This window comes from Micromonospora sp. CNB394, assembly GCF_000374985.1.
GTDB lineage: Bacteria > Actinomycetota > Actinomycetes > Mycobacteriales > Micromonosporaceae > Micromonospora > Micromonospora marina.
Window position 1 is genome coordinate 31,779 of sequence record NZ_KB895854.1, and the last position, 24,848, is coordinate 56,626.

Consider the following 24,848-nt stretch of genomic DNA (forward strand, 5'->3'; position numbering starts at 1 on the left):
ATGGTCATGCAAGCCGCTCGTCAGATCAAATCCTCGCGCCCCAGCTCCCAGAACGCCACCGCCGCGGCGGCGGCCACGTTCAGCGAGTCCACGCCGCGCCGCATCGGGATCACCACCCGCACGTCGCTGGCCGCCTGCGCCGCCGCGGTCAGGCCCGGCCCCTCCGCACCCAGCAGCAACGCCGCCCGCTCCCGCTGCGCCGGGGCCAGCCGCTGCATCGGTACGGCATCCGGCGCGGGCGTCATCGCGAGCACGGTGAACCCGGCCGCCCGAACCTGGTCCAGCCCTTCCGGCCAGCGGTCGAGCTTGGCGTACGGCACCGCGAACACCTCGCCCATGCTGACCCGTACGCTGCGCCGGTACAGCGGGTCGGCGCAGGTGGGCGACAGCAGCACCGCGTCGAGGCCGAGCGCGGCCGCGCCCCGGAAGATCGCCCCCAGATTGGTGTGGTTGTTGACGTCCTCCAGGATCACCACCCGCCGGGCCGCCGCCAGCACCTCGTCGGCGGAGCGCAGCGGCTTGCGGTGGAACGACGCGAGCACGCCCCGGTGCACGTGGAAGCCGGTGGCGCGCTGCAGCACGTCGGGCGTGGCCGCGTACACCGGCGCGTCACCGGTGTCCAGGTCGGCGAGCTGGTCGACCCGCTTGGCGTCGACCAGGTACGACCGCGCCGGGTAGCCGGCCCGCAGCGCCCGCCGCAGCACCAGCTCCCCCTCGGCGATGAACAGCCCGTGCGGCGGTTCCCAGCGGGTACGCAGCTCCACGTCGGTGAGCGTGCGGTAGTCGGCGATCCGGTCGTCGTCGGGGTCGGTGATCTCGTGGACGGGCACCAGGCGATTCTGCCCGGCCCGCCCGGCCGCTCCGGCGCGGGCCGGGTTTCCGCCGCCCCGCGCGGGGAACGGAGCCGGAAGGCCGACGGCGACGGAGGGACCACCATGGGCGCGGATCACGACGGCAACCTCCCCCGCGACGCCACAGTCGCCGACTACCTGGTGGCCCGGCTCGCCGAGTGGGGCGTGCACCGCTACTACGGCTATCCCGGCGACGGGATCAACGGCATGACCTCGGCGTTGCAACGCGCCGAGGGGCGGGCCCGGTTCATCCAGGTCCGGCACGAGGAAACCGCCGGTTTCGCGGCCGGCGCCCACGTCAAGTACGGCGGCGGCCCGCTCGGCTGCGTGGTGGTGACCAGCGGTCCGGGCGCGATCCACGCGCTGAACGGCCTCTACGACGCCAAGCTCGACCACCAGCCGGTGGTGGCGCTGCTCGGGCACACCGCGCTGCCCGCCGAGGGCAGCGGCTACTACCAGGAGGTGGACCTGCTCTCGCTCTACAAGGACGTGGCGTCGGCCTTCCTGGCCCAGCTCGACGACCCGTCCCAGGCCCGGCACCTGGTCGACCGCGCCTGCCGCACGGCGCTGGCCCGGCGTACGGTGACCGCCCTGGTCCTGCCGTCGGACGTGCAGGACCTGCCGGCGGTGCCGCACCCGCCGCACGCCCACGGCTACTACCACACCAGCGCGGTGCCGAGCAGCGAGCCGACCGTGCCGCCGGAGGCCGACGTGCGCCGCGCCGCCGAGGTGCTGCGCGGTGGCGAGCGGGTGGCGATGCTCGTCGGGCAGGGCGCGCTGGGCGCCGAGGACGAGGTTCGCCGGATCGCCGACCGGCTCGGCGCCGGGGTCGCCACCGCGCTGCTCGGCTTCACCGCCGTCGACCACCGCCAGCCCTGGGTGACGGGCGCGATCGGCCTGCTCGGCAGCCGCCCGAGCTGGCAGCTCATGCGCGAGTGCGACCGGCTGCTGATCGTCGGCAGCCAGATGCCGTACTCGGAGTTCTACCCGCCGGAGGGCCAGGCCCGGGCGGTGCAGATCGACATCGACGGCACCCGGATGGGGTTGCGCTACCCGACCGAGGTGAACCTGACCGGCGACGCCGGGCCGACGCTGCGCGCCCTGCTCGATGAGCTGGGCCCGGGGCCGGGCCCGACCGCCTGGCGGGCCACCCTCGCCGACGCCACCGGCAAGTGGCGGGCCTCGCAACGGGAGGTCGCCGCCCAGCCCGCCGAGCCGGTCAACCCGCAGTCGCTGTTCACCACGCTCGACGACGCGCTGCCGGACGACGCCATGCTCGCGGTGGACTGCGGCACCGCCACCGCCTGGTACGCCCGGCACGTCCGGGTCCGCCCCGGCATGCTGGCCAGCCTCTCCGGCACGCTGCTCTCCATGGGCGGCGGCATGCCGTACGCGCTGGCGGCGAAGTTCGCCCACCCCGATCGGCCGGTGATCGCGTTGCTCGGCGACGGCGCGATGCAGATGAACGGCGTCAACGAGCTGATCACGGTGGCGAAGTACTGGCGGGAGTGGCCCGACCCCCGGTTCGTGGTGCTGGTGCTCAACAACCGGGACCTGGCGTTCGTCAGCTGGGAACAGCGCTCCGGCGAGGGCACGCCGATGTTCCCGGACAGCCAGGACCTGCCGGACGTGGCGTACCACAGGTGGGCCGAGGTGCTGGGCCTCGGCGGTGAGCTGGTCGACTCCCCGGACCGGGTGGACGGCCTGTGGCAGCGGGTGCTCGACGCGGACCGCCCGGTGGTGGTCAACGCGGTGGTGGACCCGGCCGAGCTGATGCTGCCGCCGCACTTCACCGTCGAGCAGGCCCGCAAGACCGCCGCCGCGGTGCTGCGCGGCGACAGCGACCGGGCCGGCATCGTGCGGCGCGGCGTACCGGCCGCGCTCGCCACGTACCGGCCCCGCCGCCGGGGCCGCTGAGGCGTCAGGCCCGCGCGTACCGCAGCAGCACCGACCGTCCGTCGAACGTGCGCGTCTCGACCAGCCGCAGCTGCTGCCGGGCCAGGTCGGGCAGCACCTGCCGGCCGCCGCCGAGCACCACCGGGTGCACGATCACCTCGTAGGTGTCGACGAGCCCGAGCGCGGCCAGCGCCGTCGCCGCGCCGGTGCCGCCGGTGACCAGCAGGCCGCCGGGGAACCGCTCGCGGATCCCGGCGAACTCCTTCGCCAGGTCGCCGCCGCCGACCACCAGGGCGCCGTGGGAGGCCTCGGCGAGCGTGCGGGACACCACGACCTTCGGGGTACGCCGCCAGATCGGCGCGAACGCCAGGTCGTGCGGATGGTCGGAGATCGACTCGGCCTGCGGCCAGTACGAGGACATCAGCTCCCACACCCGCCGTCCGTAGACGAAGGCGTCGGCCCGCTCGGCCAGGCCGATCGAGTACGCGGACAGCTCCTCCCCCATCTCCGGCCAGTCGAACTCGCCGTTCGGCCCCTCGATGAAACCGTCGACCGACGTGTGCACCCCGTAGACGACAGTGCCCATGCGCTGCTCCTCCGCATCGCGGCGCGTCCCGGCCGGACGCGCTCACCGCTGGGTCGGAGCCGCCGTCCCGGATCCGACAGTTCGTTGTCCGGGTGCGGCGTTAAGAAGGGGCCCTTCCTCTACCTGAGGCGTTAAGAAGGGGCCCTTCCTTAACCGCGCCCGCGCAGCCAGCGGAGCACGTCGGAGGGCAGCTCGCTCTCCTCGCGCTGCTCCGGCTCGGTCCGGCGGGGCGGCTGCGGGCGCTGCGGGTCGCCGACCAGCGCCCGGCTCGGCGCGGTGAACTCGGCCACCGGCTCGCCGGTGAGCGCCGTCTTGATGGTCCGGGCCACCGCGTCGATCACTTTCGCCTGCACGGCGGAGCCGACCAGGTCGGTGACGTCGTCCGGGTTGGCGGCGATGCCGGCGACCGCGATCTGCGGGGTGTACCCGACGAACGTCTCGGTGGCGTTGCGCTCCGAGCTGCCGGTCTTGCCGGCCACCGGACGGCCGACGATCGAGTCGACGGCGGTGGCGGTGCCGCCGTTGCACTGCCCGAACGCCGACTGCTGGCCGACCGGGCACCGGGCCGCGTCGGTGGCGGCGCGGGCCACGTCCGGTTCGAGCACCCGCTTGCAGGACGGCTGCGCCACGTCGACGGCGTCGCCGTCGGGCGCGGTCACCGAGACCACCGGCAGCGGCGTGCAGTACGTGCCCTCGGCTGCCACCGTCGCGTACGCGTTCGCCAGGTCCAGCGGGGTCGTGGCGGCCACGCCGAGCGTGAACGCGCCCCAGTTCGCGGCGTCGTCGCGGGCGAACGCGGCGTCGGAGTCGGCCCGGAAGGTGATGCCGAGACGCTGGGCCATCTCCACCACCTTGTCCTCGCCGACCTGCTCGGCCAGCCAGACGAAGTACGTGTTGACGGAGCGGCCGAAGCCGTCCCACATCATCCGGTAGCCGTCCATCCACTGCGGGTTGGCGTTCGCCGGGCACCACGTGCCGCCGCAGTTGCCCTCGTCGTCCGAGGCGTACCGGGTGGGCAGCCGGCTGGGGGCGTCGAAGCCGGTGGCCAGCGGCTTGCCGGCCTCCAGCGCGGCCAGCATGGTGAACATCTTGAACGTCGAGCCGGCCTGGTAGCCGTCGACGCTGGCGCCGCCGGAGATCAGCGGGTTGACCGTGTTCGGGTGGTTGGCCTGCCCGTCCGGGTTGTCGTCGAGGCTGTAGTGCCGGTTCACCGCCATGGCGAGCACCCGGCCGGTGCCGGGCTCGACCGCCGCGATCGGCAACGCCCGCTTGTTGCCGTACCCGTAGACCTCGGTGGCCTGCTCCTGCGCGGTCTGCTGGATCTTCGGATCGAGCGTGGTGACGACCCGGTAGCCGCCCCGGCGCAGCGCCTGCTCCCGCTCCTCGGGCGTGCTGCCGAAGGCCGGCTGGGTGAGCCACCAGCGGCGCAGGTAGTCACAGAAGAAGCCCCAGCCGTCGTGGTCCCGGGCGGTGGCGGTGCAGCCGTTGGGCTGGGCGGTCGGGCGCAGCGTGAGCGCCTCGGCCTTCGCCGCGGCGGCCTGTTGCGCGGTGATCGCGCCGGTCTCGGCCATCGCGTCGAGCACGTACCCGCGCCGGGCCAGCGCCTGGTCCTTGTCGCCGTCGATCGGGCTGTACGCGTCGGGCGACTGGACCAGACCGGCGAGCAGCGCCGCCTCGCCCAGCGTCAGGTCCGCCGGGGCCTTGCCGAAGTAGCGCTGGCTCGCGGCGGCGACGCCGTACGCGCCGGAGCCGAAGTACGCGATGTTGAGGTAGCGGTTGAGGATCTCGTCCTTGGACAGCGACTGCTCCAGCGCGTTCGCGTACCGGATCTCCTGGAGCTTGCGCCCGACGGTCTGCTCGGTGGCGGCCTGCCGCTCCTCGGGGGTGCGGTTCGGGTCGGTCTTGAGCACGTTGCGGACGTACTGCATGGTCAGCGTGGAGCCGCCCTGCTCGGTGCCGCCTCCCTTGACGTTCGCCACCAGCGCGCGGGCGATGCCGCGCAGGTCCGTGCCGCCGTGCGAGTAGAACCGCCGGTCCTCGGCCGCGATGATCGCCTGCCGCATCACCGGGGCGATCTCGTCCAGCGACACGTCGGTGCGGTTCACGTCGTAGAACGTGGTGATCAGCGTCTTGCCGTCGTTGGCGTAGAGGTAGGAGCGCTGCGGCTGCACCGGGGTGCGCAGCGCGTCGGGCAGGTCCGCGTACGCGCCGAGCGCGGCCCGGGCGGCGAACCCGCCGAGCAGGCCGCCGGGAAGCGCGGCGAGCGCGAGGACGAGCCCGGCGAGCAGGCCGGCCAGCAGCACGGTGAACAGCCGCGACAGCGGCGACCTGGGAGACGGCATGGACGCAAGGATTGCCACTGAAGCCGCCTGACGGCCACCTCGTCAGGCAACTGTCAGTTACTTCACGGCAACCGCCCAGCTGAGGAAACGGTCAGCCGGCCCCGAGTGGGCCCTTCGGTGACGCGGGCGGCAGGGGTGCGGCGGCGACGCTGGCGGCGGCCGCGTCCCGGGCGATCGTCTCGGGCACCAGGCGGCCACTGCGGTAGCCGATGCCGATGCCGGCGACCAGCACGAAGAGCGCGCCGAACGTCTGCAGCGAGCCGATCAGCGCGCCCCCGAGGCCGAGCAGTGGGGCGGCGATCATCAGCATCGTCCCGTCGCCGTAGGAGAACATGCCGGACCGGGCGACCGACCAGCCGGTCAGGAACCAGCCCGCGCTGTAGAGGGTGGCGCCGAACAGCACGATGCCGCGGGCGGTCACGCCGAACACCGGCGTCTGCTCGGCCAGCCCGGCGAACGGCAGCATCAGCACCATCCCGCCGATGCTCGCGAGCAGCCCGGCCAGCGCGACGCGGCGGCAGCGGGTGGCGGCGAGCAGGCCGGTGAGGGCGAGCAGGGCGAGCAGGCCGAGCCACACCGAGGCGACCCAGCCGACCAGGTAGAGCGGCCGGCCGTCGGCCGGGTACGGGTCGTTGCCCACCCCGCCGTCGCTGGCCATCGCCACCACGCCGTAGAGGACCGCGTACGCCGGAAGCAGCCAGACCGCCGCGCGGGCGAACCGGCGGATCGACCAGGCCCAGGTGGCGTCGGTCGCGGGCGCTCCCCGGCCGGGTTCGGAGACGAACGGCAGGACCCCGAAACCCCCGCCGGCACGCCGGGATCCGATCGGCCCGGCGGGGTCGTGCGCGCCGGGGACCGGGGTACGGGAGAACAGCCGGTTCGCCGAGTCCTTCATGCCTCACCTCGTTCGCGCCGCGGGCGGCCCGGGACGCGCAACGGCGCTCCGGCCCTGCTCACCACCCGTCCTCAAGACCGATGGTGGCAGGCGCCGGAGCGCCGTATGAGGGATTCTCGGATTTGCCGGTCAGCCCCGCTCGCGCTGGTCCGCCGGGTCGTTCACCAGGCTGGCCGGTGACACCGGCTCCGGCGCGGGCAGCCCCTTCGGGTTGTTCCCGCCGGTGGCCTGCGCCTCCGCCACGCGTACCTCGTCGTGGATCTCCCGGGCCGCGGTGGCCGCGGCCTGGGCGGCCTCGGCGGCCTCCCGCTCGACCTCGCCGGCGCTCTTGGACGCCTCCGGCGACGGCTGGTCGCCGGCCATGTTGGCCAGCCCGCCCAGCGCGCCACCCATGCCCTCCAGGGCCTTGGTCAGCTCGGTCGGGACGATCCAGACCTTGTTGGCCGAGCCGTTGGCGATCTGCGGCAGCGCCTGGAGGTACTGGTAGGCCAGCACCTTCTGGCTCGGGTTGGCGGTGTGGATCGCGTCGAAGACGGTACGGATCGCCTTGGCCTGGCCCTCCGCCTGGAGGATCCGGGCCTGCCGGTCACCGTCGGCGCGCAGCACGGCGGCCTGCTTCTCGCCCTCGGCGGTGAGGATCTGCGACTGCTTGTGCCCCTCGGCGTTGAGGATCGCGGCACGACGGTCCCGCTCGGCGCGCATCTGCTTCTCCATCGAGTCGCGGATGCTCGGCGGCGGCTCGATCGCCTTGATCTCGACCCGGGTCACCTTGATGCCCCAGCGGCCGGTGGTCTCGTCCAGCACGCCGGACAGGTGCCGGTTGATCTCCTCGCGGCTGGTCAGCGCGCGCTCCAGGTCGAGCGAGCCGATCACGTTACGCAGCGTGGTGACGGTGAGCTGCTCGATGGCCTGGAGGAAGTTGGAGATCTCGTAGGTGGCGCGAACCGAGTCGACCACCTTGAAGTAGAGGACCGTGTCGATCGAGACGACCAGGTTGTCCGAGGTGATCACCGGCTGGGGCGGGAAGCTGACCACCTGCTCGCGCATGTCGACCTTGGTGCGCACCGCGTCGACGAACGGCACCAGCAGGTTGAGGCCCGGGTTCAGGGTGCGCTTGTACCGTCCCAGCCGCTCCACCACGTCCTGACGCTGCTGCGGCACGATCCGCACCGCCTTGAACAGCGTCACCACAGCGATCAACGCCACCGCGATCATCAGGATCGCCAGAAACTCCATACCGTTCACCTTTTCGCTTCGGGCAGCTCGCCCGGGGTGGAAATGTCGTCCTGCCACACCAGGGCGGTAGCGCCCCGGACCTTGATCACCTGCACGTGCTCACCCTCGGCGTACGTGCGCGTCACGTCGTACGAGCGGGCCGTCCACAGCTCACCACCGATTTTGACCATGCCCCGGTCGGCGTCGACCGGCTCCAGGACCACAGCCGTGGCCCCCTCCAGCGCCTCGACCCCGAACGGCTGCTCACCGGTCTCCAGCGACGGCCGGGCGTGCCGCCGGACCACCGGACGGACCACCGCCACCGACAGCGCCGACACCACCGCGAAGACCACCGCCTGGAGCGCCACCGGCGCACCGAGCGCGGCGGCGCCGGCGGCGGCGAACGCCCCGACCCCGAACATGATCAGGAAAAGCGTCGTCGTGAAGATCTCGGCGACCGCCAATACCACACCCAGAACGATCCAGAACACGGCGTCCACGAGAACAATCCTGACACGTCGGCGCAACTGTCATCGAACTGTCATGATCGCTAGGCTCGGCACGGCGTACCGCGCCGCCCGCCGACGAGGAGGACGACATGCCCCTGCTGCCCGAGACCGCGCGTCAGGTGGACCTGCTGGTCGCCCGGGCCCAGGCCGAAGGGCGCGGTCCCTCGCTCGCCCTCGGCGTGGTCCGCGACGCCCGGCCGGCGCACCTGGCGGTCGCCGGGGAGACGCCCCGCCCGGACGGCGACCTCCAGTACCGGGTCGGCTCGATCACCAAGACCATGACCGCGGTGCTGGTGATGCAGCAGCGCGACGCCGGCCGGCTGGCGCTCGACGACCCGTTGGACGCCCACCTGCCCGGCACCCCGGTCGGCGCGGTCACCGTGCGCCAGCTACTCGGCCACGTCAGCGGCCTGCAACGCGAGCCGGACGGCGACTGGTGGGAGCGCGCCGAGGGCACGGACCTGGCCACGCTGCTGGCCGGGCTGACCCCGGACAAGATCGCCCACCCGCCGCACTTCGTCTACCACTACTCGAACCTGGCGTACGGGCTGCTCGGCGCCGTGCTGGAACGGACCACCGGCACCCCGTGGGCGGACCTGCTGACCGAGCGGCTGCTGACGCCGCTGGGCATGCGCCGCACCACGTACCACCCGGCCCAGCCGTACGCCCGCGGCTACGTCGTGCACCCCTGGGACGAGACGCTGCGGGAGGAGCCGCGTACCGACACCGGCGCGATGGCACCGGCCGGGCAGCTCTGGTCGACCGTCGAGGACCTGGGCCGCTGGGCGGCGTTCCTGGCCGACCCGGACCCGGCGCTGCTCTCCCCCGCCACGCTCACCGAGATGTGCGCGCCCATGGTGATCAACGACCTGGACTCGTGGACCGGCGGGCACGGCCTCGGCATCGAACTCTACCGGGTCGGCGACCGGGTGTACGCCGGCCACGGCGGCTCCATGCCGGGGTACGTCGCCGGCCTGGCCGTGCACCGGCCCACCCGCACCGCCGTGGTCACCTTCGCCAACTCGTACGGGCTGCGCGGCCACCACATCGGCGCGCTCGGGCGGGAGGCGCTCACGCTGGTGCTGGACGCCGAACCGGCCGCGCCCGCACCCTGGCGCCCGGCCGACCCGCCCGCCGCCGACGTGGCCGCGCTGACCGGCCGCTGGTGGTGGATGGGCGGCGAGTACGAGTTCCGCGTCGACGCCTCCGGTGACCTGGTCGGCGGCCTGGCGGGCAAGCCGTTGCTCCGGTTCACTCCCGAGGGACCGGACCGGTGGCGGGGCCGCTCCGGCTCCCAGGACGGCGAGATCCTGACGGTGATCCGCGACGGCTCCGGCACCCCGGCAGCCCTCGACATGGCCACCTTCGTCCTGACCCGCTCCCCCGACCAGACCTCCTGACCCCCTTCGCCCCGCCCCGAAGGAAGCCTCGGGGCGGGCAGGGTGGGCGGAGCCGGCGCACGGCGGGGCCGGGGGCGACCACTACCGCGGCCCAACCAGTCAGACCGGCTCGGTGACGAAATCGATCAGCCGCTCCATCGCGTTGATCAGCGGCGTCTCCACGTCGGCGAAGCTGTCCACCCGGGACAGGATGCGCCGCCACATGTCGGCCGGCTCGGCCACCCCCAGCGCCGCGCAGACGCCCTCCTTCCAGGGCTGCCCGGGAGGCACCACAGGCCACGCCGCGATCCCGAGCGCCGCCGGGCGTACCGCCTGCCACACGTCGACGTACGGGTGCCCGGTGACCAGCACGTGCGGCGAGGTGACCCGGGCCACGATGCGGCTCTCCTTCGAACCGGGCACGAGATGGTCGACGAGCACGCCGAGCCGGCGACCCGGGCCGGGCGCGAACGCGCGAACCTCGTCGGCGAGCGCGTCGATACCGTCCAGCGGTTCCACCACCACGCCCTCGATGCGCAGGTCGTCGCCCCAGATCCGCTCGACCAGCGCGGCGTCGTGCACGCCTTCGACCCAGATCCGGCTGGCCTTGGCGACCTGCGCCCGTACGCCGTCCACAGCGATCGAGCCGGACGCGGTACGGCGGCGCGCGGCGGGCACCGGGGCGCGGGCCGGCCGCCGCAGCGTGACCGGCTGGCCGTCGAGCAGGAACGCGGCGGGCAGCAGCGGGAAGTTGCGTCGCCGCCCGTGCCGGTCCTCCAGCACGACCGCGCCGGAGTCGAAGCCGACCACGGCGCCGCAGAACCCGGAGTCGGCGTCTTCGACCACCAGGTCGGGTTCGGCGTCGACCTCGGGGGTCACCTTCCGTCGTCGCCAGTCGCCGGTCAGCACGTCCCCGTCGTATCGCCTCGCCATGCCGCTGACGCTAACCAGCGCCCCGGCGTGTCGCCCGGCGACGCGCCGACCGGGCCGTCATCCGTCGGCACGAACCGGTGCGAAGGGGGTAGTTGGGGCCAGGTCGCGCCGCCGGAGCGGCAGCCGAGACAGCAGCGGCGCGGAGCACGTACCCTTTCCGCATGTCCTCCCCCGCAACGGGCGCGGCCACGCTGGCTCCGCGCCGGTCGAGCCGGTTCGTCGCCTGGGTGCGTGCCTGGCGAGCCGGTCTCGTGCCGTTCGACGAGGTGGCCGACGCCGTCGCCGGCGACGAGGAGCACCTCGTCGCCGACGCCCCCGGCACCTGGACCGACGTGTCGCTGCGGGAGGCGCTGCCCAGCCTCGCCAGGCACTCACCCGACGACATCCGCCTGGTCCTCCCGGCGCCCGGCGACCCGCGCGGCCTGCCCGGTCCGGGCGCGTTCGCCGGGGCGGCGCTGGTGGCGGGCGAGGCGGTGGTGGCGAGCGGGATGGGGCTGGTGCCCGAGGTCCGTACCCACACCTCCGGTTCCGGGATGACCTGGGAGACCGTGCTCTGGCGGGTCCATCCGCTGCCGGCGGACGCGCCGAAGGCGTCACTGGCCACGCCGGGTGCGGCGGAGGCCGAGGCCGAACTCGCCGCCGTGCTGGCCGAGACCACCGCGACGCTGACCCGGCTGGACGTCGCGCAGTGGCGGCCGGAGCTGGCCGGTGCGCTCGCCGCGCTGCGCCGCCCGGACGGCGCCACCGACCTGCCGCCCGGCTTCGATCCACGGGCCCGCCGCCTGTTCGCCCGCGCCGCGGTGCTGGACCGGGTGCTCGCGCTGGCCGGGGAGAGCGCGCCGGGCGGCGCGGTGAACACCTACGAGGCGCAGCAGCGGGACGCGGCGCTGCGCCCGCTCACCACCGCGTGTCGGCAGGCCCTGGTGGCCGCCTGCAACGCGCCGCTGCGACTCTAGCGGGCCCGGCAGCGCCCCGGCTCAGACCTCATCGATCAGGTCGGCCACCGAGTCGACGATCCGCGACGGACGGTACGGGTACCGCTCCGCCTCGGTCCGGCTGCTGATCCCGGTGAGCACGAGGATCGTCTCCGGCCCGGCCTCCAAACCGCACAGGATGTCGGTGTCCATCCGGTCGCCGATCATCGCGGTCGACTCGGAGTGCGCGTCGATGGTGTTCAGCGCCGAGCGCATCATCATCGGGTTGGGCTTGCCGACGAAGTACGGGTCGACACCGGTCGCCTTCGAGATCATCGCCGCCACCGAACCGGCCGCCGGCAACGCGCCCTCCATCGACGGGCCGGTGGCGTCCGGGTTGGTGCAGATGAACCGGGCGCCGTCGTTGATCAGCCGGATCGCCTTGGTGATCGCCTCGAAGCTGTAGGTCCGCGTCTCCCCCAGCACCACGTAGTCCGGGGCGAAGTCGCTGAGCACGTACCCCACCGCGTGCAGCGCCGTGGTCAGGCCGGCCTCACCGATGACGTACGCGGTCCCGCCCGGCCGCTGGTCGGCCAGGAACTGGGCGGTCGCCAGCGCCGAGGACCAGATCGCCTCCTCCGGCACGTCCAGCCCCATCCGGGCCAGCCGGGCCTGGAGGTCGCGCGGGGTGTAGATGGAGTTGTTCGTCAGCACCAGGAACGGCTTGCCGGAGGCGCGCAGCTTCTTGACGAACTCCGGGGCGCCGGGCACCGGCTGACCCTCGTGCACCAGCACGCCGTCCATGTCGGTGAGCCAGCTCTGCACCGGCTTGCGGTCAAGCATCGTGTCGTCCCCAGGGGTGTCGTCGGGTCGGGCTCAGGGCCGGCGGGCCGGGGGCACGCAGCACACCGCCGGGCAGGTGTCCCAGGCCGGCAGCTCGCCGAGCCGGCGGCGCAGCCGCTCGCCGTCCGGGGCGGTGCGCTCTGCGACCAGCTCGCGGACCATCGCCACGAACCGCGGGTCGACCCCGGGTGTGCCGGCGCGGACGAAGTCCAGGCCGAGCTGCTTGGCCGTCTCCAGCGCCTCGGTGTCCAGGTCCCACACCACCTCCAGGTGGTCGGAGACGAAGCCGATCGGGCTGACCACCACGCTGGTGACGCCCTGCTCGGGCAGGGTGGCCAGGTGGTCGTTGACGTCCGGCTCCAGCCACGGCACCTGCGGCGGCCCGGACCGGCTCTGCCACACCAGGTCGTACGCCAGGTCGGGCGCGGCCGCGGCGTGCACCAGCCGGGCGGCCTCCTCCATCTGGGCGGTGTAGCGGCCGCCGTGCGGGCCGGCGGTGGCGGCCGCCGACATCGGCACCGAGTGCGCGGTGAAGACCAGCCGGGTGCTGTCCCGCTTCGCCGGGTCGAGCTGGGCCAGCGCGGCACGGACCGCGTCGGCGTGCGGCTCGATGAAGCCGGGGTGGTCCCAGAACTGGCGCAGCTTCTCGATCAGCGGGGCGTCCGGGCCGACCGCGGCGCGGGCCGAGGCGATGTCCTCCTGGTACTGGCGGCAGGACGAGTAGCCACCGTACGCGCTGGTGACGAAAGCCAGCGCCCGGGTGATCCCGTCGTCGCGCATCCGCGCGACGGTGTCGGCGAGCATCGGATCCCAGTTGCGGTTGCCCCAGTAAACCGGCAGGTCGACACCGTTGGCGGCGAAGTCCTCGCGGATCGCCGCGAGCAGGTCGCGGCACTGCTGGTTGATCGGCGACACCCCGCCGAAGTGCATGTAGTGCTCGGCGACCTCGGCCAGCCGCTCCGGGGGCACCCCCCGCCCCCGGGTCACGTTCTGCAGGAACGGGAGAACGTCCTCGGGCCGTTCCGGGCCACCGAAGGAGACCAGCACCAACGCGTCGTACGCCATGGGGCCATTGTTCCTCGCCCGCCGTCACGGCGTGGCGACGCCCCCCTGGTCGGCGCGGTGACCCCCTGGCCGCGGCGTGTTAACAAGGGCCCCTTCCGCTGCACGAGGCGTTAAGAAGGGGCCCTTCCTTACATCTCAGGCGCCGATGGCGTGGTAGCCGCCGTCGACGTGGACGATCTCGCCGGTGGTGGCCGGGAACCAGTCGGACAGCAGCGCCAGGCAGGCCCGGGCGGCGGGCTCGGAGTCGGTCAGGTTCCAGCCCAGCGGGGCCCGCTCGGTCCAGGCGGTCTCGAACTGCTCGAAGCCGGGGATGGACTTGGCCGCGATGGTCCGCAGCGGGCCGGCCGCGACGAGGTTGCTGCGGATGCCCTGCTCGCCCAGGTGCAGCGCCAGGTAGCGGGAGGCGGACTCCAGCCCGGCCTTGGCCACGCCCATCCAGTCGTAGACCGGCCACGCCTTGGTGGCGTCGAACGTGAGACCCACCACGGCACCGCCGGCGGACATCAGCGGCAGCGCCGCCATGGCGAGGGACTTGTACGAGTAGGTGGAGACCTGGAGCGCGGTCGCCACGTCCGCCCAGGGGGCGTCGAGGAAACCGCCGCCGAGGCAGCTCTGCGGGGCGAACCCGATCGAGTGCACGACACCGTCCAGGCCGTCGACGTGCTCGCGTACCTTGTCGGCCAGCCCGGCCAGGTGCTCCTCGTTCGTGACGTCCAACTCGATCACGGGTGCCGGCTCGGGCAGCCGCTTGGCGATCCGCTCCACCAGGGAGAGCCGACCGAAGCCGGTGAGCACGACCTGCGCGCCGTTCTCCTGGGCGAGCTTCGCCACCGAGAAGGCGATCGACGCGTCGGTGATGACGCCGGTGACCAGCAGCCGCTTACCGGCGAGAAGTCCGGACATTGCGTGTCTCCTCCGTGCTCTGCTCAGTGACCCATGCCGAGGCCGCCGTCGACCGGGATGACGGCGCCGGTGACGTATCCGGCCGCGTCCGAGGCGAGCCAGGTGACGACGCCCGCGACCTCGTCCGGGGTGGCCATCCGGCCGGCCGGGATCGACTTGCGGATCTCCGCCTTGCGCTCCTCGGACAGGCCCGCGGTCATGTCGGTGTCGATGAAGCCGGGCGCCACCACGTTCGCGGTGATGTTGCGGGTGCCCAGCTCGCGGGTGATCGAGCGGGCCACGCCGACCAGACCGGCCTTGCTGGCGGCGTAGTTGACCTGACCCGCGCCGCCGGCCAGACCGACCACCGAGGAAATGAAGATCATCCGACCCCAGCGGCCGCGGAGCATCTTCGTCGAGGCCCGCTTGGCGACCCGGAACGAACCGGTCAGGTTGGTGTCGAGAACGCGGGCGAACTGCTCCTCGGACATCCGCATGATCAGCGTGTCGTCGGTGATCCCGGCGTTGGCGACCAGCACCTCCACCGGGCCGAGCTCGGCCTCGATGGCGGTGAACGCGGCATCGACCGACTCGGCGTCGGTAACGTCGCACCGCACCCCGAACAGGCCGTTCTGACGGTCGGCTCCGCCTGCGCCGAACCCCGGCTCGGCTGCGCCGGCACCGGGGACTCCGCCACTGCGGTACGTGACGGCCACCCGGTCGCCCTGCTTGGCGAACGCCTGCGCGATGGCCAGGCCGATCCCCCGGTTCCCGCCGGTCACCAGCACGGTTCGGGCCACGGATCCCCCTCTGCTCCAGTGATCTCTCGGTCGCTCGGAGCCTAGGGGTTACCGACAGGTAAGCGCTAACCCGCGCAGGTCACAGCGCCACCGCGGCCGGGCTCCGCGGGACCGGCAGCCGCGCGTGCGACACGCACACCCCCCGGGTGTACGATCATCGCGTCTGCGGGCCGCTCCGTGCCCGCTCCGGGCTCCGCCGACCGCAGGAGGTGATCGCTGTGCGAGATAGCGATCCTCCCAGTCGTGGCCGGGCCCACCGTCAGCCCCGCTGAGCCACCGCTCGGTCGACGCGGCTGACCCGCTTCCCGCCCTCCGCACCGCATCCGCTCTCCGGCTGACACGCCGGGCGTGGCCTGCCGCGCGGCGGAGCACCCGGTCACGACTTCGTGCGCGTACGTCCCGACCCCCCACGGCCCCGCACGGGCCGACCGTCGCCACGGAGCACACCCATGAGCCGTTACGTCGCCCCGCTGGGCTTCACCCTCGCCGCCGTCTGGGTGGCGGTCCTGTTCGTGCTGGCCGGCGGCGGTCACTGACCACCGCCGGCCGGTTCCGGCTCAGACCAGCCGGGACGTCCAGAGCAGACTCAGCGCGCCCGCGCACAGCGCCAGCAGCAGCGCGATCCCCGCGTACCACTGGGTGATCTCACGCGGCTCGGTGCGGTAGCCGATCGAGCTGCCCATGTCCTGGTAGACCTGCTTCAGCTCGCTGGCCGACGCGGCCTCGTAGAAGAAGCCCTGGGTGGTCTCCGCGAGCTGGGACAGCGCGGTGCGGTCCACCGGCACCCGCTGGAGCTGCCCGCCGATGTCCACCTGCCCCGAGTCGGTGCCGAACGCGATGGTGGACACCGGCACGTTCGCCGCCTGCGCCGCCGCGGCTGCCTCCTCCACCGAGCGGCCCGACGTGCGGTAGCCGTCGGACAGCAGCACGATCCGGGCCGGCGGGATACCGGCAGCACCGTCGGCCGGCACCGAGCGGATCGCCTCCAGGCAGGTGAAGACCGCCTCGCCGGTGGCGGTCGCCTCGGCCAGCACCAGACCGTCGATCGCTGTGGTGACGGCGGCCCGGTCCTTGGTCGGCGACACCAGCACGTTCGCCGCCTTGGCGAACGAGACGAGCCCCAGGTTGTAGCTCTCCGGCAGCTCGCCGACGAACTGCTTGGCCGCCTCCTGCGCCGCCTCCAGGCGGTTCGGTGACACGTCGTCGGCCTGCATCGACAACGACACGTCGATGGCGAGCATCACGGTGGCCCGTTCCAGCGGCTCCCGGGTGTCGATCGCCGGCCGGGCCAGCCCGGTCGCCAGCACCAGCAGGCAGAGCAGGAACGCGGTGGCCGCGATGTGCCGCCGCCAGCCCAGTCCCTTCGGCGCGACGGTACGCAGCAGGTCGACGTTCGTGAACCGCAGCGCGTACTGCCGGCGGTGCAGTTGCCGCCAGACGTACGCGGCGGCGAGAGCGAGCACCGGCAGCACGGCGAGCAGCCACCACGGTTGCAGAAAACGGATCATCGCGTCGTCCCTCTGGTGCGGGCGTGCCGCTGCGCGGCGACGAAACGCACCATGTCCAGCAGCCAGTCTCGGTCGGTACGCAGGCGCAGGTGGGCCGCGCCCGCGGCGCGCAGCTCGGCGGCGATCGCACCACGCTGGGCGGCCGCCGCCTCGGCGTACCGGCGGCGCAGGCCCGGGTCGGCGGTCTGCACCTCGTGCAGTTCACCGCTCTCCGGGTCGACCACCGGCAGCACCCCCACGTCGGGCAGTTCCAGTTCCCGCGGATCGACCACCTCGACGGCCAGCACGTCGTGGCGGACCCGCAGCTTACGCAGCGGCCGGCCCCACTGCTGCGGCGGTGCGAGGAAGTCGGAGATCACCACCGCCACGCCGCGCCGCCGGGGCGGCCGGTTGAGCATGTCGACGAGCGCGCCGAGGTCGCTGCGGCCGGGCCGGATCTCGGCGCCGGCGACCGCCCGCAGCAGCCCCTGGGCCTCCTTGCGGCCGGAGCGGGCGGGCAGCCGCAGCATCGTCCCCGGCCCGCCGGTGCCGACGACCGCGCCGATCCGGTTGCCGCCCCGCACGGTCAGGTGGGCCAGCGCGGCGACCGCGGCGACCGCCACGTCCCGCTTGAGCCACCGCCCGGAGCCGAAGTCGAGGCTGGCCGACATGTCGACGGCCAGCCAGGTCTCCAGTTCGCGGTCGGCCACGGTACGCCGCACGTGCGGCATCGTGGTGCGGGCGGTGACCGGCCAGTCCATCCGGCGTACGTCGTCGCCGGGCCGGTACTCCCGGGACTCCCCCGCCTCGCTGCCCGGTCCGGGCAGCAGCCCGGCGTAGTCGCCCTGCAGCAGCCCGTCCAGCTTGCGGGTGACCATGAGCTGGAGCCGGGCCAGCACCGCCCCCGAGCGGTCGCCAGCGGCGCTGAGCGGGGCGGGCGGGATCACGGCCGCTGCCCGGGCCATCCGTTGTGCGGGACCGCCGGGGGTGGGGTGGCCTGCTGGCGGGGCGCGACGGCGGGCAGCGGGATGGTCGACATCACCCGGTGCACGATGTGGTCGGCCGGTACGTCGTCGGCGAGCGCGTCGTAGCTGAGCACCAGCCGGTGGCGCAGGATGTCCGGCGCGATGTCCTGCACGTCCTGCGGCAGTGCGTAGTCCCGGCCGCGTAGCAGCGCCAGCGCGCGGGTGGCCCGGACCAGGCCGAGCGACGCGCGCGGGCTGGCCCCGTACTGGATGAGCTGGGCGACGTCGGGCATGCCGTGCTCGGCCGGCGCCCGGGTGGCGAGCACCAGCCGGACCGCGTAGTCGACGAGCGCGTTGTGCACGAACACCTGGTCGGCCTTGTGCTGGAGGGCGACCAGGTCCGGGGTGTCGAACACCCGGGCCGGCTCGGGCGGGGCCACACCCATCCGGTAGACGATCTCGCGCTCCTCGGCGTCGGTCGGGTAGCCCACGACGATCTTCATGAGGAACCGGTCCCGCTGCGCCTCCGGCAGCGGGTAGACGCCCTCCTGCTCGATCGGGTTCTGGGTCGCCATGACCAGGAACGGGTCCGGCACCCGGTGACTCTCGCCGCCGATGGAGACCTGCCGCTCGCTCATCACCTCCAGCAGCGCCGACTGCACCTTGGCCGGCGCGCGGTTGATCTCGTCGGCGAGCAGGAAGTTGACGAAGACCGGGCCCAGCTCGACGTCGAACTTCTCGCTGGACTGCCGGTAGATCCGGGTGCCCATGATGTCGGCGGGCACCAGGTCGGGGGTGAACTGGACCCGGGCGAACGAGCCGCCGACGACGCGGGCCAGGGTCTCCACGGCCAGCGTCTTGGCCACGCCCGGAACGCCCTCCAGCAGGCAGTGACCGCGCGCCAGCAGCGCGACGAACATCCGCTCGACCATCCGGTCCTGGCCGACGATCACCCGCTTGGTCTCGAACAGCGCCCGCTCCAGCAGCGTGGCGTCCTGCGCCGGGGTGGTGCCCACCGGGGGCGGTGCGTCCGGCGCCACCTCGGTCGGGTTCGGCACGTCGGGTGTGGTCGGCTGGGCCACCGGTCCTCCACAGCAGGGTCGTCGTCGCGGCGTGGTGCGTATCAAGACTGTCATGCCTTGCTGAGAGCCGAGGGTGGGAGAGGCACGATTTTCGCCGCGCGGTCCGGCCACGCCGTTCCGCCGCGCAGGAAACGCTGAACACGGGTGGACAACAAGGGGTACGCGGTGTGTACGATTCACCCCGTCGCCGGGCGGCTCCCCCCGTGGCCGCCCGGCGCTAAAACTCCCGGCGTGCGGCCTCTAAACTCGCCCCGGTGACGACTCCCACCACCCCGGACGAGACGCTGATCTGCTCGGCGCGGGGGTGTCGCGCACCCGCCGCGTACCAGCTCCGCTGGCACAATCCCCGCCTGCACGCGCCCGACCGGCGCAAGACCTGGCTGGCCTGCCCGGACCACCGCGGCTCGCTCGGTGACTTCCTCGACGCACGCGGCTTCCTCCGCGAGGTGGTCCCGCTTCCCTGATCGCCTACGCTCGAAGCGTGAGCGAGCAGACGAACCGAGCCCGTACCGGCGGCGAGCACGGCGGGTCCTCCCGGTGAGCGGTGACGGCCCCGCCGGCCTCCCGCCCGCCTCGCGCAGCGCGTTGGAGCCCTGGCCCGACACGGTGCGCTGGCAGCCGATCTCCCGTGACCTGATCTGGGTGGAGCTGATCCGGCTCGGCATCGGGCTGGCGGTGGCGCTCGTGGTGCTCGGCGTGGCCTGGGCGCTGGCCGGGCACTGGCTGCTCGGCGCCGCCGTGGGCGGGGCGCTGCTGCTGGGCGTCTGGCGGGCGATCACCATCGTGCGGGCGGTCCGCGCCTGGGGGTACGCCGAGCGCGACGACGACCTGCTCGTGCGGCACGGCCTGCTGGTGCGGCGGCTGTCCATCGTGCCGTACTCGCGGATGCAGTTCGTCGACGTGAGCGCGGGTCCGCTGGAGCGCGCCTTCGACCTCGCGACCGTGCAGCTGCACACGGCCGCCGCCGCGAGTGACGCCCGTGTGCCGGGGCTGCGTCCGGCCGAGGCGTCCCGGCTGCGCGACCGGCTGACCGCGCTGGGCGAGGACCGGGCGGAGGGCCTGTGAGCGATCGGAGCGACTCCGGCGCCCCGCCGCCCTCCGAGGACCGGCCCGGCCCGGCGCAGTCTCCTGCTCCGGAACAGTCACCGGTTCAGGGGCAGCCCGGACCGGGACAGCCCGGACCGGGGCAGCCGGCGAACGGGCATCCGTGGCCGCCGGCGCCGGGTTACGGCCCGCCCGCCGCGCCGCCCGTCCCCGGCCCGCTCGGATACGTGCCGGCACCCGGATACGGGCCGCCGTCCGGAGACGGGCCATCTCCCGGGTACGCACCGCCATCCGGATACGGGCCACCCGGCTCGACGGCACCCGGATACGGGCCGCCGCCCGGCCCCGACGCGGCGCCCGGGCCGTGGCCCGCGCCGCTGCCGCCGTACCCGGGTCCGTGGGGTCCGGCGGCCGGGCCACCCCCCGGTGGTGCGGAACCCCGGCAGCGGCTGCATCCGCTCAGCCCGGCGCTGCACGGCGCGAAGTCGCTGGTCGTGGTGATCGCCGGGCTCTCCTGGTCGACGCTGTCGCGGGTCGGGTTCGGCTGGTTCGCGGTGCTGGTCACGGTCTTCGTGCTCGGCGCCACCGTGCTGTCGGTGGTGAGCTGGTGGAACACCGGCTACCACCTGGTGGGCCGCGAGCTGCGCGTGTACGAGGGTCTGCTGTGGCGGCGCACCCGGGCCATCCCGCTGGAGCGGTTGCAGGCGGTGGAGGTGGTCCGGCCCCTGCTGGCCCAGCTCACCGGCCTGGCCGAGCTGCGGCTGGAGGTGGTCGGCGGGGGCAAGACCGAGGCGCCGCTGGCCTACCTCAGCGTGGCCGAGGCCACCGCGCTGCGGCAGCGGCTGCTCGCGGTCGCCGGTCGTTGCGCCCCGGGGCCGGCTCCGTCGGCCGAGCCCGGCGCGCCGGCCGCGCCCGTGCCGGAAGGTCGCCGGGTGCACGCCGTGCGCAACCAGGACCTGCTGGTCAGCCAGTTGCTCACGCCGCAGGCGTTCCTGCTGCCGGTCGGCCTGGTGTTCGTCGGCGCACAGTTCCTGTCCGAGGGCTCGTGGTCGTTCATCGCGGTGGCCAGCACGCTCACCGCGATGGCCGGCGTGGTTCTGCAACCGATCCGTCGCGTGCTCGACGACTGGAGCTTCCGGCTCGACCGGGACGACGGCACGCTGCGCGTGCACAACGGGCTGCTGGAGACGCGGATGCAGACCGTGCCGCTGCACCGGGTGCAGACCGTACGGGCGACCTGGCCGCTGCTGTGGCGGATGAAGGGGTGGCTGCGGCTGCGGCTGGAGGTGGCCGGCTACTCGGCCGGTGAGGTCGCGGACCGCAACCGCCCGGACCGGCTGCTACCGGTCGGCGACGCGGAGACCGGCGTGCTGGTCGTGGCGGAGGTGCTGCCCGGCGTACGGCTGGACGCGCTGCCCGCCACTGCGCCCCCGTCCCGGGCCCGGTGGCTGCGCCCGCTGAGCCGCAAGGTCGTCGGTGCCGGTCTCGACGAGCAGGTCTTCGTGGCCCGGTCCGGGCTGCTGACCAGGCAGGTGACGCTGGTGCCGTACGCCCGGATCCAGAGCGTGCGCGTCACCCGCGGTCCGGTGCAACGACTGCTGCGGCTGGCCACCGTGCACGCGGACACCGCCGGTGGGGCCGGGGCGGCGGCCGTCCACCGGGACCTGGCCGACGCGTGGGAGCTGGCCGCGGAGCTGACCGAGCGGTCGCGGGCCGCACGCCGGACCGACGACGACAGCTGACCGCCGGACCGAACCGGGGCAGGTCGGGCCAGGCCGGAACACGGCCGTGGTGACGGTGACGGCACGGTCCGCCGGGAATCGGCGGACCGTGCCGGGGCCTACCGGCGCTCGGCGGGCACCGCCTCCCGGTCGCCGGCCGCCCGGTCCGGGGTGTCGCCGGCGGTGCCGCCGTCGGCGGGCGGGGAACCGGCCGCGACGGCGGGCTCGCCGGGCCGCCGGGCCTGCCGCGCCGCCCACCAGCGCTCGGCCAGGCCGACCACCAGGAACGTCATGCCCACGTACGCCCAGCCGACCAGCACGTCGATCAGGTAGTGCTCGCCGCTGTACATCAGCGTGAACGTCATGGCCAGCGGATACGAGAGCATCAGCGGCCACCAGCGCTTACGTGCCGACCGCATGAAGAACAGCACCACGAACAGCGCGAACGCGGTGTGCAGCGACGGCATCGCGGCCACCGGGTTGGAGGCGATCTGCCCGGCGTTGAGCAGGTTGCCCGCGCCGTGCATGCCGACTTCCTTCCAGCCCCGGGTGGAGATCCGCGCGACCTCGGTCAGCAGGCCGTTCTGCGCCGCCCACCACGGCGGCGCGGCCGGGTAGGCGAAGTAGGTGACCAGTCCGGCCGCGCACAGGAAGCCCCAGCGGGCCATGTACGCGATCCAGCGCCGGCGGTTACGCATCCACAGCACGGCCGCGGCAGCGAACGTCGCCACGAAGTGCGAGAAGTAGATCCAGCTCACCAGCACGTCCCACCAGCGCACCTCGGCCGGGTCGTACAGGCGCTCCTGGAGCCAGATCGTCGGCACCTCGCCGCCGGTGAGCCAGCCGGTGAGGAAGCGGTCGGCGACGATCAGTTCCATCGCGTGCGGGGTGGCGCCGTTGTCGGCGAACCCCCGGGACAGGTTGTACGCGGCGAGCAGCAGCACCACCGGGATCCAGTCCCGGGCGAACCGCAGGTGGCTGCGCCACGGGCGGGCCGAGTTCCACGCGATCGTGCCCGCCCAGATCCACAGGAACGCGTACGCCGGGTCGGTGGGCAGCCCGATGGCGAGCCACGCGACGACGAACGCGACGCCCCACACGGTCATCGCGATCACACGGCGGCGCCCGCCGTCGGGCGACTCGGTGGTCGCGGCGGGGGCGGGGGTCGGAGATTGTGTCTGCTCGGCCATCGCGGACAAGGTTAACGGCGGGCAACCAGCGGGCATGCGGGCGGGCGGTGGCGGCCCGGACGCCGGACGGCCGCGGGCCGGCTGCACTAGGCTCGGCCGCATGCAGGAGCAGCCGGAGCCGCCCTTCGCGCCGGGCCTGACCGCCCGGGTCGAGCTGACAGTGACCGACGCCGACACCGCGCAGGCGGTCGGCTCCGGGGACGTGCCGGTGCTCGGCACCCCCCGGGTGCTGGCGCTGGCCGAGGCGGCGACGGTGGCCGCCACCGCGACCCGGATGCCGTCCGGGTCCACCACCGTCGGCGTGCGGGTCGAGCTTGAGCACCGCGCGGCCACCCCGGTGGGGCGTACCGTGACGGCCCACGCCGAGCTGGTGAAGGTCGACGGGAAGCGGCTCGTCTTCGACGTCACAGTCACCGACGGCCCCACCGTTGCGGCGCAGGGTCGCGTCGAACGGGCGCTGGTCGACCGGCAGCGCTTCGTCGAGCGGGCCGTGCGCCAGTCATGACCGCCGGGTTCGCGGAGGTCGCCGCCGGGGTGCACGTACGACGCGAGCCGGTGCTCGCGGTGAACGTCGTGCTGGTGGTCGGTGACGGCGCGGCGCTGCTCGTCGACACCCTCTCCACCGCCGGTCAGGCCCGGGAGCTGGCGGAGGCGGCGCGGGCGGTCACGCCGTACCCGTGGACGATCGTGAACACGCACCACCACTTCGACCACTGCTTCGGCAACGCCACGCTGGCCGGGCCGGAGACCGCGATCTACGCGCAGGCCCAGGCCGCGGCGGCGCTGCGGGACCGGTCCGACGCGGTGCGCCGGGCCGCGTACGAGGAGATGCGCGCCGGGCATCCGGCGCTGGCCGAGGAGCTGGCGCGCACCGAGCTGCGGGCACCGACGCACGAGGTACGCGAGGAGACGGTGCTCGACGTGGGCGGCCGGCGGGTGGTGCTGCGCCATCCCGGGCACGGGCACACCGACAGCGACCTGGTGGTGCACGTGCCGGACGCGGACGTGGTGGTCGCGGGTGACCTGGTGGAGCAGAGCGGGCCACCGGCGTTCGAGGAGTCGCACCCCCTGCGGTGGCCGGACGCGCTGGCCGACCTGCTGCGGATGACCACGCCCGCGACGGTGGTGGTGCCCGGTCACGGCGAGCCGGTCGGTGTGGACTTCGTCCGCGAACAGCACGCGCAGCTCGCGCGGCAGGCGTGGCTGATCCGCGCCGGGCACACCGGCAGCGCACCGCCGGAGCGGGTGGCGGCCGAGTCGCCGTTCGGCGCCCGGCCGGGCCTGATCGCCGCCCGCCGCGGCTACGCGGAGCTGGACGGAACGGCCTGACCGGCGGCCGGGCTCAGCCGGGGTCGGCCAGGATCTCGCGGAGGCGGTTGCGGCACTCGGCGACGAACGCCGGGAACGTGTCCCAGTAGTACGAGACGCCGCTGGCCGCCACGCCGAGCGCCCAGGCGCGGGCCCGCGCCCAGGTCACGTCGTCCGCACCGAGCGCCTCCCGGTAGGCGTGCCGGGCCGGCGGCGGGAGGTCCCAGATCGGCGCGTGTTCGGCGTCGGGGTGGCCGACGGTCAGGCCGCCGAAGTCGATGACCGCGCACAGCCGCCCGGCGCGCACCAGCAGGTTGGTGGGCTTGAGGTCGCCGTGCAGCCAGACGTGCGGGCCCGCGGGTTCGGGCAGGGTGAGGGCGTCCCGCCAGAGCCGGACCAGGGTGTCGACGTCCGTCTCGTCGCCCATGTGCCTCCGGCAGTCCTCCAGTGCCGCCGAGATCCAGGTGTCGCAGGGGTGGAGGCTGCCACCGCGGTACCCGTTCAGCGCGCCCGCGCGGGTCGCACCGAGCAGGTCGGCCGCGTGCAGACGTCGGACGAACACGGCCAGGTCGGCGCCGAGGGCGGCCCAGTCCGCGACCGTGCCGGGCCGTACCTCGTCGCCCGGAATCCACCGCTGCACCGACCACGGCAGCGGAAAGGCGTCGGCCGGGACGCCGGCGTACACCGGTTCGGGCACCCGGTACGGCAGCAGCGGCGCGAGCCGGGGCAGCCACTGCTGTTCCTTGCGCAGGGCACCGGCCTTCTCCGCGGTGCGGGGCAGCCGGACGAGCAGGTCGTCGCCGAGCCGGTACATCGTGTTGTCGGTCCCGGCGCCGGCCGGCGTCAGCGGCAGCGCGGCCCACTCGGGGCGTTGGCCGGTCAGCAACGCCCGGACGATCTCCTCATCCACGGGTACCTCGTCCTGGTGCAACGCCATCCGG

General features: G+C 73.9%; 24 protein-coding genes. 8 read left to right on the forward strand and 16 right to left on the reverse strand.

The features are described from left to right. Window positions 1–20 precede the first annotated feature (20 nt). Window positions 21–950: a TrmH family RNA methyltransferase gene (locus tag C569_RS0124345; protein WP_369754024.1), complete on the reverse strand. Its 930-nt coding sequence runs from the start codon at window positions 948–950 to the stop codon at window positions 21–23. On the opposite strand from C569_RS0124345, the gene C569_RS0124350 reads away from it, so the two are divergent. Continuing rightward, window positions 936–2,768 (forward strand): thiamine pyrophosphate-requiring protein, encoded by a 1,833-nt coding sequence (locus C569_RS0124350; RefSeq protein WP_018788354.1) that lies wholly within the window; start codon window positions 936–938, stop codon window positions 2,766–2,768. The genes C569_RS0124345 and C569_RS0124350 overlap by 15 nt on opposite strands. A gap of 4 nt (window positions 2,769–2,772) precedes the next feature. Here C569_RS0124350 and C569_RS0124355 read toward each other — a convergent pair whose 3' ends face one another. The 5 genes from C569_RS0124355 to C569_RS0124375 form a co-directional block, all read right to left on the reverse strand. Then, window positions 2,773–3,333: a dihydrofolate reductase family protein gene (locus C569_RS0124355; RefSeq protein ID WP_018788355.1), complete on the reverse strand. Its 561-nt coding sequence runs from the start codon at window positions 3,331–3,333 to the stop codon at window positions 2,773–2,775. Between the two features lie 149 nt (window positions 3,334–3,482). Beyond that, complete coding sequence (locus tag C569_RS0124360) at window positions 3,483–5,675, reverse strand: transglycosylase domain-containing protein (RefSeq protein WP_018788356.1); 2,193 nt, start codon at window positions 5,673–5,675, stop codon at window positions 3,483–3,485. Between the two features lie 91 nt (window positions 5,676–5,766). Next, complete coding sequence (locus C569_RS0124365; RefSeq protein ID WP_018788357.1) at window positions 5,767–6,570, reverse strand: hypothetical protein; 804 nt, start codon at window positions 6,568–6,570, stop codon at window positions 5,767–5,769. Between the two features lie 129 nt (window positions 6,571–6,699). Beyond that, a complete protein-coding gene (locus C569_RS0124370; protein ID WP_018788358.1) occupies window positions 6,700–7,806 on the reverse strand; it encodes an SPFH domain-containing protein in 1,107 nt (368 codons plus the stop codon). A 5-nt stretch (window positions 7,807–7,811) separates the two neighbouring features. After that, window positions 7,812–8,285: an NfeD family protein gene (locus tag C569_RS0124375; RefSeq protein ID WP_018788359.1), complete on the reverse strand. Its 474-nt coding sequence runs from the start codon at window positions 8,283–8,285 to the stop codon at window positions 7,812–7,814. 98 nt (window positions 8,286–8,383) lie between these two features. On the opposite strand from C569_RS0124375, the gene C569_RS0124380 reads away from it, so the two are divergent. Then, the gene (locus tag C569_RS0124380) at window positions 8,384–9,694 is read left to right on the forward strand and encodes a serine hydrolase (RefSeq protein WP_018788360.1); all 1,311 of its coding nucleotides are present in this window, start codon (window positions 8,384–8,386) and stop codon (window positions 9,692–9,694) included. A 99-nt stretch (window positions 9,695–9,793) separates the two neighbouring features. Here C569_RS0124380 and C569_RS0124385 read toward each other — a convergent pair whose 3' ends face one another. Next, a complete protein-coding gene (locus C569_RS0124385) occupies window positions 9,794–10,606 on the reverse strand; it encodes a DUF3097 domain-containing protein (protein WP_036346812.1) in 813 nt (270 codons plus the stop codon). Between the two features lie 161 nt (window positions 10,607–10,767). Between C569_RS0124385 and C569_RS0124390 the strand changes: the two genes are divergently transcribed. Next, on the forward strand, window positions 10,768–11,562 hold the full coding sequence (locus tag C569_RS0124390; RefSeq protein WP_018788362.1) for a hypothetical protein: 795 nt from the start codon (window positions 10,768–10,770) through the stop codon (window positions 11,560–11,562). A gap of 21 nt (window positions 11,563–11,583) precedes the next feature. Here C569_RS0124390 and C569_RS0124395 read toward each other — a convergent pair whose 3' ends face one another. The 7 genes from C569_RS0124395 to C569_RS0124430 all read right to left on the reverse strand — a co-directional run bounded on the left by C569_RS0124395 (window position 11,584) and on the right by C569_RS0124430 (window position 18,644). Further along, window positions 11,584–12,363: an HAD-IIA family hydrolase gene (locus tag C569_RS0124395; protein WP_018788363.1), complete on the reverse strand. Its 780-nt coding sequence runs from the start codon at window positions 12,361–12,363 to the stop codon at window positions 11,584–11,586. Between the two features lie 33 nt (window positions 12,364–12,396). Continuing rightward, a complete protein-coding gene (locus C569_RS0124400) occupies window positions 12,397–13,428 on the reverse strand; it encodes a ferrochelatase (RefSeq protein ID WP_018788364.1) in 1,032 nt (343 codons plus the stop codon). A gap of 135 nt (window positions 13,429–13,563) precedes the next feature. After that, a complete protein-coding gene (fabI, locus tag C569_RS0124405) occupies window positions 13,564–14,331 on the reverse strand; it encodes an enoyl-ACP reductase FabI (protein ID WP_018788365.1) in 768 nt (255 codons plus the stop codon). A gap of 23 nt (window positions 14,332–14,354) precedes the next feature. Beyond that, window positions 14,355–15,110, reverse strand: a complete 756-nt coding sequence (gene fabG / locus C569_RS0124410; RefSeq protein ID WP_018788366.1) for a 3-oxoacyl-ACP reductase FabG — start codon at window positions 15,108–15,110, stop codon at window positions 14,355–14,357. A gap of 557 nt (window positions 15,111–15,667) precedes the next feature. Further along, window positions 15,668–16,618, reverse strand: a complete 951-nt coding sequence (locus C569_RS0124420; RefSeq protein WP_018788367.1) for a VWA domain-containing protein — start codon at window positions 16,616–16,618, stop codon at window positions 15,668–15,670. Beyond that, window positions 16,615–17,562, reverse strand: coding sequence for a DUF58 domain-containing protein (locus tag C569_RS0124425; protein WP_018788368.1), 948 nt, complete (start codon window positions 17,560–17,562; stop codon window positions 16,615–16,617). Before C569_RS0124425 ends, C569_RS0124420 begins: the two co-directional genes overlap by 4 nt. Continuing rightward, on the reverse strand, window positions 17,541–18,644 hold the full coding sequence (locus tag C569_RS0124430; RefSeq protein ID WP_018788369.1) for a MoxR family ATPase: 1,104 nt from the start codon (window positions 18,642–18,644) through the stop codon (window positions 17,541–17,543). Before C569_RS0124430 ends, C569_RS0124425 begins: the two co-directional genes overlap by 22 nt. 254 nt (window positions 18,645–18,898) lie before the next feature. Here C569_RS0124430 and C569_RS0124435 point away from each other — a divergent pair, with 254 nt between their 5' ends. The 3 genes from C569_RS0124435 to C569_RS30980 all read left to right on the forward strand — a co-directional run bounded on the left by C569_RS0124435 (window position 18,899) and on the right by C569_RS30980 (window position 21,430). Next, window positions 18,899–19,108 (forward strand): hypothetical protein, encoded by a 210-nt coding sequence (locus tag C569_RS0124435; RefSeq protein ID WP_018788370.1) that lies wholly within the window; start codon window positions 18,899–18,901, stop codon window positions 19,106–19,108. Window positions 19,109–19,181: 73 nt separating this feature from the next. Continuing rightward, a complete protein-coding gene (locus C569_RS0124440; RefSeq protein WP_018788371.1) occupies window positions 19,182–19,709 on the forward strand; it encodes a PH domain-containing protein in 528 nt (175 codons plus the stop codon). Window positions 19,710–20,065: 356 nt separating this feature from the next. After that, a complete protein-coding gene (locus C569_RS30980; protein WP_051090531.1) occupies window positions 20,066–21,430 on the forward strand; it encodes a PH domain-containing protein in 1,365 nt (454 codons plus the stop codon). A gap of 98 nt (window positions 21,431–21,528) precedes the next feature. Here the strand turns inward: C569_RS30980 and C569_RS0124450 are convergent, their stop codons facing one another. After that, window positions 21,529–22,599: a phosphatase PAP2 family protein gene (locus tag C569_RS0124450; RefSeq protein WP_018788373.1), complete on the reverse strand. Its 1,071-nt coding sequence runs from the start codon at window positions 22,597–22,599 to the stop codon at window positions 21,529–21,531. Window positions 22,600–22,699: 100 nt separating this feature from the next. Between C569_RS0124450 and C569_RS0124455 the strand changes: the two genes are divergently transcribed. Beyond that, window positions 22,700–23,104, forward strand: a complete 405-nt coding sequence (locus tag C569_RS0124455; protein WP_018788374.1) for a thioesterase family protein — start codon at window positions 22,700–22,702, stop codon at window positions 23,102–23,104. Further along, window positions 23,101–23,928, forward strand: coding sequence for an MBL fold metallo-hydrolase (locus C569_RS0124460; protein WP_018788375.1), 828 nt, complete (start codon window positions 23,101–23,103; stop codon window positions 23,926–23,928). The genes C569_RS0124455 and C569_RS0124460 overlap by 4 nt, the downstream gene beginning before the upstream one ends. Window positions 23,929–23,941: 13 nt before the next feature. On the opposite strand, the gene C569_RS0124465 is transcribed toward C569_RS0124460, so the two are convergent. Continuing rightward, on the reverse strand, window positions 23,942–24,844 hold the full coding sequence (locus C569_RS0124465; RefSeq protein ID WP_018788376.1) for an aminoglycoside phosphotransferase family protein: 903 nt from the start codon (window positions 24,842–24,844) through the stop codon (window positions 23,942–23,944). Window positions 24,845–24,848: the final 4 nt, after the last annotated feature.

Bases quoted from the DNA above. Each gene is read 5' to 3' on its own strand.
- C569_RS0124360 (WP_018788356.1), bottom strand. From the start codon at position 5,675: ATGCCGTCTCCCAGGTCGCCGCTGTCGCGGCTGTTCACCGTGCTGCTG.
- C569_RS0124425 (WP_018788368.1), bottom strand. From the start codon at position 17,562: ATGGCCCGGGCAGCGGCCGTGATCCCGCCCGCCCCGCTCAGCGCCGCT.
- C569_RS0124365 (WP_018788357.1), bottom strand. From the start codon at position 6,570: ATGAAGGACTCGGCGAACCGGCTGTTCTCCCGTACCCCGGTCCCCGGC.
- C569_RS0124385 (WP_036346812.1), bottom strand. From the start codon at position 10,606: ATGGCGAGGCGATACGACGGGGACGTGCTGACCGGCGACTGGCGACGA.
- C569_RS0124355 (WP_018788355.1), bottom strand. From the start codon at position 3,333: ATGGGCACTGTCGTCTACGGGGTGCACACGTCGGTCGACGGTTTCATC.
- C569_RS0124390 (WP_018788362.1), top strand. From the start codon at position 10,768: ATGTCCTCCCCCGCAACGGGCGCGGCCACGCTGGCTCCGCGCCGGTCG.
- C569_RS0124460 (WP_018788375.1), top strand. From the start codon at position 23,101: ATGACCGCCGGGTTCGCGGAGGTCGCCGCCGGGGTGCACGTACGACGC.
- C569_RS0124465 (WP_018788376.1), bottom strand. From the start codon at position 24,844: ATGGCGTTGCACCAGGACGAGGTACCCGTGGATGAGGAGATCGTCCGG.
- C569_RS0124400 (WP_018788364.1), bottom strand. From the start codon at position 13,428: ATGGCGTACGACGCGTTGGTGCTGGTCTCCTTCGGTGGCCCGGAACGG.
- fabI (WP_018788365.1), bottom strand. From the start codon at position 14,331: ATGTCCGGACTTCTCGCCGGTAAGCGGCTGCTGGTCACCGGCGTCATC.
- C569_RS0124370 (WP_018788358.1), bottom strand. From the start codon at position 7,806: ATGGAGTTTCTGGCGATCCTGATGATCGCGGTGGCGTTGATCGCTGTG.
- C569_RS0124450 (WP_018788373.1), bottom strand. From the start codon at position 22,599: ATGGCCGAGCAGACACAATCTCCGACCCCCGCCCCCGCCGCGACCACC.
- C569_RS0124455 (WP_018788374.1), top strand. From the start codon at position 22,700: ATGCAGGAGCAGCCGGAGCCGCCCTTCGCGCCGGGCCTGACCGCCCGG.
- C569_RS0124395 (WP_018788363.1), bottom strand. From the start codon at position 12,363: ATGCTTGACCGCAAGCCGGTGCAGAGCTGGCTCACCGACATGGACGGC.
- C569_RS0124350 (WP_018788354.1), top strand. From the start codon at position 936: ATGGGCGCGGATCACGACGGCAACCTCCCCCGCGACGCCACAGTCGCC.
- C569_RS0124420 (WP_018788367.1), bottom strand. From the start codon at position 16,618: ATGATCCGTTTTCTGCAACCGTGGTGGCTGCTCGCCGTGCTGCCGGTG.
- C569_RS0124380 (WP_018788360.1), top strand. From the start codon at position 8,384: ATGCCCCTGCTGCCCGAGACCGCGCGTCAGGTGGACCTGCTGGTCGCC.